The organism is Pseudomonas sp. BB438 (assembly GCF_057180225.1).
On record NZ_CM170001.1, the window covers coordinates 6,093,380 to 6,105,538 of the forward strand.

Here is a 12,159-nt window from a genome sequence, read left to right on the forward strand (position 1 = left end):
GTATCTTTCGCAGCGCCTGAGATTCGGGGAATGCGATCCGTCGAGCAGCTGAATCGGGCAAGCGCGCTGCTTAGGACGAATTTATTCAAAGGACACGATCGATGCTGATCCCTGTGATCATATGCGGCGGCGCTGGTAGCCGGCTCTGGCCAGTATCCCGGGAGGCTCATCCGAAGCCTTTCATGGCGCTGCCCGATGGGCAGAACCTGTTGCAGAAGACCCTGCTTCGAGCGGCTGACCTGGACGGCGTGACTGAAGTCATGACCGTCACCAACCGCGAGCTGTTCTTCAAGACCGAAGACGAGTACCGAAAGCTCGACTCCAAAGCCAGTTGCCTCAGCTACGTACTGGAGCCTTTTGGGCGGAACACAGCGGCGGCAGTCATTTCGGCAGCCTTGCAACTGGAGCAGACCCACGGCCCTGATGTCGTGATGCTGGTTCTTCCCGCCGACCACCTGATCCAGCGCACGGATGCCTTTGCCGACGCAGTGGCGCGAGCCTCCCAGCTCGCCTCTCAAGGCTGGCTGGTCACTTTCGGAATCCAGCCGCAGTATCCGGAGACCGGCTTCGGCTACATCGAATGCGACAGCGTCGCGCTCGACGGCGGCCTGCAAGTCAAGCGATTCGTGGAGAAGCCCACCCAGGAGAAGGCTGAGGAGTATCTCGCTGCCGGCAACTACTTCTGGAACTCGGGGATGTTCTGCTTCCGGGTCGGCACCCTGATCGCCGAAATGAAGACCCATGCCCCCGAGATTCACGATTCCGTAGCCCTGACCATTGCCGATTCCCGTCTCTCGGCCGGGGCGGACCACCGCTGCCTGACCCTCGATTCGCAGGCGTTCGGCAAGGTTCCGGACATATCGATCGACTACGCGCTGATGGAGCGCTCGCTCAAGGTTGCCACCGTGCCCTGCGATCTTGGCTGGAGCGATATCGGCTCGTGGAACGCACTCAGCGAGCTGACCCCCGAGAACGAAGAGGGCAACCGTCTCGAGGGCGAGGTACTGGTCCACAGCGCACATCACAACTATGTGCATAGCCCTGAGCGACTGGCTGCTCTGGTGGGCGTGCAGGACCTGATCGTGGTCGACACACCCGACGCCCTGCTTATCGCCCACAAGGACCACACTCAGGACGTCAAGCAGATCGTCGCCCAACTGAAGAAGAACGGGCACAGCACCCGCCTGCTGCACCGCACCGTTCATCGCCCCTGGGGTACCTACACAACCCTCGAGGAAGGTCACCGCTTCAAGATCAAGCGGATCGTGGTGAAGCCGGGCGCATCGCTTTCCCTGCAGCTGCACCACCATCGAAGCGAGCACTGGATCGTCGTCACCGGCATGGCGAAGGTCGTCAATGGTGAGAAGACCATGCTTTTGAACAGCAACGAGTCGACCTTCATCCCGGCGGGCCATCAGCATCGGCTGGAAAACCCCGGCGTCATCGACCTGGTGCTCATTGAAGTCCAGAGCGGCGACTACCTGGGCGAGGACGATATCGTCCGACTCAGTGACAAGTACGGGCGCGTCGATGTCTGAAGTTCCCCATCACTCGACACGCTTCAGCATTGTCATACCCACGTACAACTCGGCACCGACACTGGCGCGGACTCTTGAATCGGTGCGCGATCAGGGCTGGCCGAATGTCGAGGTGCTGATCATCGATGGAGCCTCCAAGGATACTACCGTGGAGGTTGCGCGGTCCTTTCAGGATCTCGAGCTGAAGGTCGTCAGCGAGCCCGACAAAGGCATCTACGATGCGATCAACAAGGGTGTAGCGCTGGCAACCGGCGACCTGATCTGCGTCATCGGTTCGGATGACCGACTGGCCGAAGGCGCCCTGAAAGCCGTCCATGATGCCTGGATCGACGCAGGTACCGACATGGTAGCCGGCAAGGCACTGCTGGAAGCGCCGGACGGGACCTCCAGCCTTCGCGTCGACGAAGCGTACGGCCCGGGCGCCCTGGTAAGCGGTATCCCATTCTGCCATAACAGCCTGTACGTGACGCCCGAAGCCTACCGCAACGTCGGGCAGTACAACCTGGACTACAAGATCTGCGCCGATGCCGAATGGGTACACCGCTCCATTCGGGCCGGCTGCACCTGTGCACGAGTCGAGCCCGCCCTGGTCCACTTCAGCCTGAACGGTACCTCCTCGACCAACGATGATCTCATCATGGCCGAGACCTACGCCGTGGTGGCAGGCAACTTTCCCGGGACCAGCCCGGAGGACGCCGAAATCCTCTTCAAGGCAGTTCGTCGGTGGACTGACGACAGCCAGGTATCCGCAGTCCTGAGCCGGTATCCTTCGGACACCCTGCTGGCCGAAGCCGTTGCGGCTGGACTACACCCGACCTCGAGCGCTGCGGCCAACCCACCTGTACAGGCGCAGCACCTGAGCAACTCACTCACGGCAAGGGCGCTGCGCAAGATCCAACGCCTTTTCCGCTCCCGACTCGCCAACGATTAAACATGTCGATTTCATTCATTATTCCTGCGTACAACGCCCAGGCGAGCCTGAGAAAGTGCCTGGACTCGATCCTGCGCCAGCCGTATTACGAATACGAGATCATTGTCGTCAACGACGGCTCCAGCGATGACACTCAACAGATCATCGAGGAGTATCAGCGCCTGGATAGCCGCATCAAGGCGCTCCACCAGAAGAACTCCGGGCAGGGAGCGGCACGAGCCAACGGCCTGGAACTGGCCACCGGCGACTACGTCTGGTTCGTCGACAGCGACGACTGGCTGCTGCCGACCGTTCTCCCCCGACTGAGCCGGATCCTGTCGCAGGAAGACCCGGATGTCCTGGTTGCCAACTTCGAATTCACGTTCGACGATCAGCCCGCAGCCCCCTCGAGCCTGGTGCCTCCGCATCTGGCAGGGCAGTCGCTTTACCCACTGGAAAGCGCCGGAACCTTTGCGGCGATATCCTGCTGGAACACGCCCCCCTGGCGTCTGATCTCCCGGCGCAGCCACCTGGTGCAGCACGGCATCACCTTTGCGAAAGGCGTGTTCTATGAAGATCACCCATTCGCCATTCACCTGATGCTGACCGCCCAGCGCGTCTATATCGACGGCAGCATCAGTTACGGCTACTACCAGCGCGCAAACTCGACCACCAAGACCAATGATCAGAAAGCCCTCGACTTCCTGACAGTCCGCAAGTTGTGCCTGGAGCTTTTCAAGAGCTTCGACCAGTACGAAGCCCTCGCGCCCATAGTTGCCGGCTACATCCTGCCCGCCAACTTCTTCTCCGCACACGTGTCTGAGCCCTACCAGCGAGAGTTCATCGAGCGGTTGAATGCGGACATGACGCCCGAGGATCTCGCTTTCGGTGAGAAACATGGTGACTGGGCGACCCAGCTGTTCGCCAAGGCAGTGCGCAGCAAGGATCCATCGATCATCAATCGCACGCTGAATGCCCAGCGCATTCGCGCCAAGTACAGCCGAGCCGGCGCCAAGCGCTTCATCGGCAGAATCAAGAACGCCATTACGCGCCGGATCGTGGCCCGCCTGTTGCGCCTGAAGCAGTTCATGCTCAATCCCACGCGCCATGTGGGCATCGATGCCAGCGGGCATCGCTTCCTGCAGGCCGGCATTGGCACTCGGATTGAACCGATCTACATCGATGTCAGGGTGAAGATCGAAAACAGGCCGTACGTCCACGTCGGCGAATACAGCCATGTGGGCGGCACTTATGTATTCGAGCGGGGAATTGGCTCCGTCACCATCGGCGACAAGAGTTCGATCGGGAGCGGCTGCAAGTTCATCTGCGCGCAGGAAGACGGGATCCACATCGGCAACAACGTGATGCTGTCCTGGGACTGCACCCTCATGGACTCCAATGCACACTCGCTGGATCCGGACATCCGCGCCAACGATGCCTATGACTGGAAAGCCGGCGTCGACGCGGGCCGCATGGGCGCGTACAAGGACTGGTCCCAGGTTGCTTCCGGGCCGATCCATATCGAAGACAACGTCTGGGTTGGATTCGAATGCGCGATTCTCAAAGGCGTGCGCATCGGCAAGGGGGCCGTCATCGGCGCCCGCTCGATGGTTACCCGTGATGTGGCACCGTATTGCGTCTTCGCCGGCTCCCCTGCGCGATTCGTCAGTTTCGTGCCCAAGGAGCGCTGGACCTGGGAAGAAATCATTCATGCATCCCAGGGCAATCCCGCGCTTGATTCGGTACTCCGAGACGCTTATCTGCACCGCGATCTGATGGGCTCCCTGCGTCGTTTCATGGCCACCGAAGAGTTCCTGCATACGCTTGAAGAGTTCCGGGCCGCGAATCCCAATGCCCGCTCGATCCTGGACATCGGCGGCGCCGGTGGCGTCATGGCGGTGGCCTTTGCGCTGTCCGGCTACGAGGTGACGCTGGCAGAGCCCTCACCGGATGACATCGTGGGCACCGAAGCCGCCAGAAAGCTGCTCGCACTGGCAGCCGAGGAACTGGACGCCTCCGTCGCGAGCCGGCTGAAGATCGTGCAGCAACCCGTCGAGTTGCTGTCCATGAGCGATCAGTTCGATATCGTCTATTGCCGGCAGGTCGTGCACCACTTCAGAGATCCAGTAGTCGCGCTGAAAAAGATCCGCAGCCTCATGAAAGATGACGGTTCTGCCTTCTTCGTACGCGAGCACGTGATCTTCGATGAGGCAGACATGCAGTTCTTCCTGGAGAACCATCCCTTCCACCGGTATACGCATGGCGAGAACGCCTATCGGAGCGAGGAGTACTGTGACTTCATCAACGAAGCCGACATGACCCTGATCCGGGAGTACAAGTTCGCGGAGAGCCCGATCAACTACTTCCCCCACTCCGAACACACCATTGCCAGCGTCAATGAGCGGCAGATAGCGGGACGTCCGTACACCTACGTAGCCCAGAAGAAGAAGGTCGCGGCATGAAAGTTCTAGTTCTCGGCGTTCACGGCTTCATTGGACGCCACATCGCCACGTTGCTGGGGCAACACGGCCACGAAATCGTCGGTGCGGACATCCCCCTGGCCGGGCGCACCGACTGCCTGAACATCCATCCGGAGACGCCGGATTTCGAAGCGCTGTTCCAGCAGGTACAGCCCGATGCCTGCATCAATTGCACAGGGGCGGCCAGCGTCCCGGAATCGTTCGCCAATCCGCTGCACGACTACACCCTGAACACCGTCCGAATTGCCCAGACGCTTGAAGCGATTCGCAAGGTCTCGGCCCACACCCGATTCATTCACTTCTCCAGTGCGGCCGTCTACGGCAATCCGTCCACGACCCTGCCGATTCAGGAGAGCGATGCTCTCAGCCCCCTGTCACCATACGGATGGCACAAGCGCAGCGCGGAAGAAATGTGCCTGGAGTACGCCCAGCTGTTCGGTACGCAATCCATTTCATTGCGTGTCTTCTCGGCTTACGGACCACACCTCAGGAAGCAGCTGTTCTGGGACATCTACCAGAAATCGCTGCACCAGCCTCGCATCGAGCTCTTCGGCACCGGCCGCGAGACCCGCGACTTCATCTATGTCGCTGATATCGCCCATGCACTCAATGTGCTTCTGCATCGGGGAGACTTCGACGGACGCGCCGTCAACGTGGCCAGCGGTACCGCCTCCACGATCAAGACTGCCGCCACCACGCTGCTCGACGCACTCGGGGTGGAAAAAGACGTCGTGTTCACTGGCAACGAGCGGACCGGCGACCCGAGCTACTGGCAGGCCGATGTTTCCTACCTTCGCAGCCTTGGCTTCACGCCCCAGTACGAACTGCAGAGCGGCCTTGGTCATGTGGCCAACTGGCTGAAAACCCTCTGACCCGCGAATCGCCGGAGATTAACTGTTGAAACGCCCCGTCATCGGAATCCCTTTCAACTATGACGAAAGCTGGATTGGTGGAACGTATTACATCAAGAATCTGGTCAGCTCCCTGAACCTGATCGCTCCCGCCAAGCAACCGGATGTCTGGATCATCAGCCATTCGGAAACGTCATTCGAGTTCATTCAGAAAGAGACGGGATATCCGCGTCTCAACTGGATCAAGCCCGGGCAGATCGATGGCATAGACGGCGGTATTTCCCGCAAGGCGAAACTGTTGTCCTGGCTGACCCCGCGTTTCTGGAAGCGGCAGCTCAACTTCGACCTGATCTTCCCCTACCCGATCGATACCCGGCTGCAGCAGACCGCCTGCTGGATACCTGACTTCCAGGACAAGCGGCTCCCGGAATTTTTCAGCACGGACGAGCTCAAGGCACGCGAAGCGCAGCATCGATCCTACTTCAATGATTTTCGGCACATCGTCTTCAGCAGCAAAGCCGCCCGAACCGACTTCGAAGAGTTCTATCCCGAAGCGGATGTCCAGAAGTACGTCGTTCACTTCGCTACGTTCGAACCCATGCAGCCAGACCTGGCACCCGCAGACGTACTGAACCGATACCAGCTGCCGGAACACTTCTTCTACTGCCCGAACCAGTTCTGGATCCACAAGAACCACGAGACCGTGATTGATGCAGTGAAAATACTGAAGGATCGCGGAGTCGAGGTCGTAGTGGCATTTTCGGGCAAGGAGCACGACCACCGCGCACCGGACCACTCCGACAAGCTCCGCAACAAGGTTGCGCAGTCGGGTCTGAGCGAGAATGTCCGCTTCCTCGGCTTCATCCCGCGGGAAGATCAGATGGTTATCTTCCGCCACGCGACCTGCATCGTGCAGCCTTCCCTGTTCGAAGGCTGGTCGACAGTGATCGAAGACGCCAAGTCGGTGTCACAGTATGTGATCGCCTCGCGCCTGCCCGCGAATGTGGAGCAGGCAGAAGAAAACATCGAGTTCTTCGATGCGACCGACTCCGCCGCGCTTGCTGCGCTGCTGGAGAAATACGCGAAGGCGCCGCCTGCTCGCAAGGCGCTTGACTACGGAAAATACCAGCAGGAGTTCGCCGACTCGTTCATGGGCGTCGTTCACTCCGTTATGAATACTCCCAAACCCTAAGGGCCAGATCGTGGGTACAGGACTCGTCAGCGGCATTCGATCAATCGTGGGCAACCGGGGACTCATCGTGCAGATGACTCGCCGCGATATTTCCATGCGCTACAAGAACTCCCTTCTTGGCAGCCTGTGGATGATCGGCCAACCGCTGCTGCAACTACTGCTCTACGGATTTGTGTTTCAGGTCGTACTGCGCTCCCGATGGGGCATCCAGACGCCCGACGGCCGCGACGTGCCCTTCGGGCTGCTGCTGTTCTGCGGCATCCTGCTGCACAGCCTGATCGCCGATACCCTGGTCCGCGCGCCGTCGCTGATCGTCAGCAACACATCCTATGTAAAGCGGGTCATCTTCCCACTGGAAATCCTTCCACTGGTGGGCGCTGCCGGGACCGCGGTCGGCGTGATCTTCGGCATTGGCATCCTGCTGGCCGGCACACTCTATTACTCGGGAACCCTGCCATTGCACGCGCTCTGGCTACCCGTTCCCCTGCTCCTGCTCTTTGTACTCACCGCAGGACTGGGCTGGCTGTTGTCCGCCGTCGGCGTCTTCTTCCGGGACTTGCCGCAACTGACAACCAGCTTGGCGACCATCATGCTGTTCACCGCCCCCATCTGCTATCCGGCGGAAATGGTCCCCCAGCAATTCCGCTGGCTGCTCAACATCAACCCACTCACGATCCCGGTGGAGACAGTTCGCACACTGATCTTCTCCCACAACGACATGGATTGGTCGGCGCTGGGCGTCTACGCGATCGTAGCGGCTGCCATCGCGGCCTTTGGCTACGTTGTCTTCCACAGAATGCGCCCAGGATTCGCCGATGTGCTCTGACCACACCATCAGCGTCGATAATGTTTCGAAGCAGTACGACCTGTACAAGAGCCCGCTGCAACGCGTGCGCGGCCTGCTGCTCGGTCGGCGGCAGAAGCAGGAAACCTTCACGGCGCTCAAGCCCCTGTCGCTGAAAATCAGAAGAGGGAGTTTCTTCGGCATCATTGGCCAGAACGGCAGTGGCAAGTCCACCCTGTTGCAGATAATCAGCGGCATCCTGCAGCCCTCCAGCGGGCACGTCACCGTTTACGGTCGCATTGCCGCCCTGCTCGAGTTGGGGGCGGGCTTCAACCCCGAGTTCACCGGCCGTGAAAACGCCCGGCTGAATGCCCAGATCCTCGGCGTTTCGGGCAAGGACTTTGATCGCATCCTGCCGGAGATCGAAGCTTTCGCGGACATTGGCGAGTTCATCGACTCACCGGTAAAGACCTACTCGAGCGGCATGTTCGTAAGGTTGGCATTCGCTGTTCAGGCCTGCATCGATCCGGACGTTCTGATCGTCGACGAAGCCCTCGCCGTGGGTGACATCTTCTTCCGGCTCAAATGCTACGAGCGCCTAGAGCGGCTTCGCCAGCGCGGCTGTACCGTCATTCTGGTAACGCACAGCATGGATGACGTGATGCATTACTGCGATGAAGTACTCCTGCTGCATCACGGCAATGTGGTCTACCAGGGTGATGCCACCGAGGCGATCAACCGCTACTACGCCTTGGGCCACATCAACGCCAAGAAGATGCTCAGTGACGACGCGCGCCGACTGAACGAGAGCGCTTCACACCTGGACGACTCCCCGCAGGAATTCAGCGATGAGCAGTTCCGTTGGCCTGAAAGCGCCGGCATGGACATGACTGACCGCGAGCAGACGGGTGACGGTTTGGTGCAATGCACTCGCATGGCCATCACCGACGAGTTCGACGACACCCGCCAGGTCTTCAGGCAATTCGAGAAATTGCGCATCTACGCCGAATTCGTGGTCCACGAAGCGCTCGAGACGCCCGTTATCGGATTTGTCCTCAGGACCGATCGCGGCGTGGTGATTCATGGCAGGAACTCGGGGCAGTGCGCTACGCCTGTCCCGTCGCGACTGGAAAAAGGCAGCACGGTACGCGCCTCCTTCGATATCCCCCTGGCATTCGCTACCGGCGAATACGCACTGGATATCGGCTTCGCGACCTGGCCCAGGGCGCTTCATCGCAACCTCGAGAACTCCTCGATGGCGGAGATCGAGTCTACTTCGTCGCGCCACTGCGTCATCACCAACGCCTCCAGTTTCTCCATCGTTCCACAAGGCCACATGGGCTTCCAGGCGCAGCCCTTCTATGGGATGGCTGGCGTGGACTCCAGCGCCAGAATCTGCACGGAAAGCTGAGAGAATCGATGTCCCAGTCCCTATCTCTCGGCACGCGCCTGCGAATCCTGCTCGGCATCAAACTTGGCGTGCTCGAGCAGGGTAGCCAGCGATTCCAACTGACCGAAACACTGGAACTGCCATCCAGCACCGGGCAAGTTCCGCCTCGAATTTCGATAGTGACCCCGTCATTCAATCAGGGGCGCTTCATCGCAAGCACTATTAGAAGTGTTCTATCGCAAGGCTATTCCAATCTTGAATATATAGTTCAGGACAATCAGTCGACCGACTGCACGCTGGATGTGCTCCGGGCTGAGAACTCCCCTGACTTCCACTACTTCATCGAAAAGGATAGCGGGCAGGCAGATGCCATAAACCGGGGCTTCTCCCGATGCAATGGTGAGATCATGGCATTCTTGAATTCCGACGACATTCTGCTCCCGGGAACACTGGCGTATGTGGCCCGCTTGTTCCAGGAGAACCCGGAAATCGATGCCGTTTATGGAAACCGCGTTCTGATTGACACCGAAGACAATATCGTCGGTCGCTGGATATTGCCCAGACATGATGGCGAACTGATGCGGCACATCGACTATATCCCGCAGGAAACCTTGTTCTGGCGAAGAGACCTGTGGGCGCGCTCCGGTGCTCGACTGGATGATAAACTGGCGTTTGCCCTCGACTGGGACCTCCTCCTGAGATTCCTCGACTGCGGCGCACGTTTTTCCCATATCCCCCACTTCCTGGGTGGGTTCCGTATCCACCAGGATCAGAAAACCAGCAGCGAGTACGGAAGCAATGGTGTTCGCGAAATGAAGCGGATTCGGAGCCGACATGCCCCTACGCTTCTTTCGAGAGCTCAGATGCCGTTCAGGCATTTCATCTTTCTGCTCAAGCACATTCAAGAAGACAAAAGGCTTTCAGCCTTTCTGAAGGCCGCAAGCAAGTAAATGGAGAACATCATGAAAGTAGCCCTGATCACGGGAGTCACCGGCCAAGACGGCGCCTATCTCGCTGAATTGCTGCTTAGCAAGGGATATGAGGTCCACGGCATCAAGCGTCGTACGTCGCTGTTCAATACCGACCGTATTGACCACCTTTATCAGGACCCGCACGTCAAGAACCGGAACTTCATTCTCCATCACGGTGATCTGACCGACTCGACCAGCCTGATCCGCATTATCCAGCAGGTGAAGCCGGACGAGATCTACAACCTCGCCGCCCAGTCTCACGTCGCCGTCAGCTTCGAAGAGCCGGAATACACCGCGAACTCCGACGCCCTCGGTGCCCTGCGTATTCTGGAAGCCATCCGGATCCTCGGCCTGGAGAAGAAAACCCGCTTCTATCAAGCCTCCACGTCCGAACTCTACGGCCTGGTACAGGAAATTCCGCAACGCGAAACCACGCCGTTCTACCCGCGCAGCCCCTACGCGGTGGCCAAGTTGTACGCTTACTGGATCACCGTGAACTATCGCGAGTCCTATGGCATGTATGCCTGCAACGGCATCCTGTTCAACCACGAGTCGCCGATTCGCGGCGAAACATTCGTGACCCGCAAGATCACCCGTGCGCTCGCCCGTATCAAGCTCGGCCTGCAGGACTGCCTGTACCTGGGCAACATGGACGCCAAGCGCGACTGGGGTCATGCCCGTGACTACGTCGAAATGCAGTGGCTGATGCTGCAACAGGAAAAGCCGGAAGATTTCGTGATCGCGACCGGCATCCAGTACAGCGTTCGCGACTTCGTCAATGCCGCGGCCAAGGAGCTTGAGCTCAGCATCACCTGGAAAGGTGAAGGCGTCGACGAGAAGGGCTACGGCGAGAAAGGCAACTGCATCGTCGCCGTGGACCCGCGCTACTTCCGCCCTGCCGAGGTAGAGACGCTCCTGGGCGATGCTTCCAATGCGAAGAACAAGCTCGGCTGGACCCCGAAGACCACCTTCCAGGAACTGGTCACCGAAATGGTCCGGGAAGACCTCAAATCGGCCGAGCGCGATGAGTTGGTCAAGCGTCACGGCTACAGCGCGTTCAACTACCACGAGTAACGATGAACATGCCACACACTGAAAAAGTCTATGTGGCGGGGCATCGCGGGATGGTGGGCTCTGCCATCCTGCGCGAGCTCCGGAGCCGCGGTTACGAGAACATCGTGACCCGGGACCGTCAGGGACTCGACCTGTGCGATCAGCGCCAGGTCGAGCAGTTCTTTGCCGACGAGAAGCCCCAGCAGGTCTATCTCGCTGCCGCGAAGGTGGGTGGCATTCATGCCAACAACACCTACCCGGCAAGCTTCATTTATGAAAACCTCATGATTGAAGCCAATATCATTCACTCGGCCTGGAAGCACGGCGTCGAGCGCCTGCTGTTCCTGGGCTCCAGCTGCATCTATCCAAGGCTGGCACCTCAGCCCATGAGTGAACACGCACTGCTCACCGGGACGCTCGAGTCCACCAATGAGCCCTATGCGATTGCCAAGATTGCCGGGATCAAGTTGTGCGAATCGTACAATCGCCAGTACGGCTGCGACTTCCGCAGCGTCATGCCGACCAATCTCTATGGTCCGGGCGACAATTATCACGGCGAGAACAGCCACGTCATCCCTGCTCTGATTCGGCGCTTCCACGAAGCCAAGCTGGCCAACGCCCCCGCTGTCAGCATTTGGGGAAGCGGCACTCCGCGCCGGGAGTTCCTCTATGTGGACGACATGGCCAAGGCATCCGTGCATGTCATGGAACTGGGACTGGAAGCCTATCAGCAGGTCACGCAGCCGACCCTTTCGCACATCAATGTCGGCTATGGTTCTGACCTGAGCATCCTGGAACTCGCTCAATTGGTCGCGCAGACCGTCGGCTATACCGGTTCGATACAGGTTGACCCGACCAAGCCTGATGGCACTCCGCAGAAGCTGATGAACATCGAGCGCCTGAAGGCAATGGGCTGGGCTCCTCAAACCAGCTTGGCAGAAGGCCTTCAGCAGGCCTACATCGACTTCCAGCAAAGCACGAGAATCTAGT

General features: G+C 59.3%; 10 protein-coding genes. All 10 read left to right on the forward strand.

The genetic code is table 11. The features are described from left to right. Nucleotides 1–101: 101 nt before the first annotated feature. The 10 genes from AC1ZV1_RS28050 to fcl all read left to right on the forward strand — a co-directional run bounded on the left by AC1ZV1_RS28050 (nt 102) and on the right by fcl (nt 12,158). Nucleotides 102–1,538, forward strand: coding sequence for a mannose-1-phosphate guanylyltransferase/mannose-6-phosphate isomerase (locus tag AC1ZV1_RS28050; RefSeq protein WP_484294613.1), 1,437 nt, complete (start codon nt 102–104; stop codon nt 1,536–1,538). After that, entirely contained in the window at nt 1,531–2,469 is a 939-nt protein-coding gene (locus AC1ZV1_RS28055) for a glycosyltransferase family 2 protein (RefSeq protein ID WP_484294614.1), read from the forward strand. The genes AC1ZV1_RS28050 and AC1ZV1_RS28055 overlap by 8 nt, the downstream gene beginning before the upstream one ends. 2 nt (nt 2,470–2,471) lie before the next feature. Continuing rightward, entirely contained in the window at nt 2,472–4,910 is a 2,439-nt protein-coding gene (locus AC1ZV1_RS28060; protein WP_484294615.1) for a glycosyltransferase, read from the forward strand. Beyond that, nucleotides 4,907–5,800: an NAD-dependent epimerase/dehydratase family protein gene (locus AC1ZV1_RS28065; protein WP_484294616.1), complete on the forward strand. Its 894-nt coding sequence runs from the start codon at nt 4,907–4,909 to the stop codon at nt 5,798–5,800. Before AC1ZV1_RS28060 ends, AC1ZV1_RS28065 begins: the two co-directional genes overlap by 4 nt. A 25-nt stretch (nt 5,801–5,825) precedes the next feature. Further along, nucleotides 5,826–6,971, forward strand: a complete 1,146-nt coding sequence (locus AC1ZV1_RS28070; protein ID WP_484294617.1) for a glycosyltransferase family 4 protein — start codon at nt 5,826–5,828, stop codon at nt 6,969–6,971. A gap of 94 nt (nt 6,972–7,065) precedes the next feature. Continuing rightward, a complete protein-coding gene (locus tag AC1ZV1_RS28075; RefSeq protein ID WP_484294618.1) occupies nt 7,066–7,797 on the forward strand; it encodes an ABC transporter permease in 732 nt (243 codons plus the stop codon). 64 nt (nt 7,798–7,861) lie between these two features. Continuing rightward, on the forward strand, nt 7,862–9,166 hold the full coding sequence (locus AC1ZV1_RS28080; protein WP_484294619.1) for an ABC transporter ATP-binding protein: 1,305 nt from the start codon (nt 7,862–7,864) through the stop codon (nt 9,164–9,166). Between the two features lie 8 nt (nt 9,167–9,174). Further along, the gene (locus AC1ZV1_RS28085; RefSeq protein WP_484294620.1) at nt 9,175–10,095 is read left to right on the forward strand and encodes a glycosyltransferase family 2 protein; all 921 of its coding nucleotides are present in this window, start codon (nt 9,175–9,177) and stop codon (nt 10,093–10,095) included. 12 nt (nt 10,096–10,107) lie between these two features. Further along, nucleotides 10,108–11,190, forward strand: coding sequence for a GDP-mannose 4,6-dehydratase (gene gmd, locus AC1ZV1_RS28090; protein ID WP_484294621.1), 1,083 nt, complete (start codon nt 10,108–10,110; stop codon nt 11,188–11,190). 2 nt (nt 11,191–11,192) lie between these two features. Continuing rightward, a complete protein-coding gene (fcl, locus tag AC1ZV1_RS28095) occupies nt 11,193–12,158 on the forward strand; it encodes a GDP-L-fucose synthase (protein ID WP_484294622.1) in 966 nt (321 codons plus the stop codon). Nucleotide 12,159 lies beyond the last annotated feature (1 nt).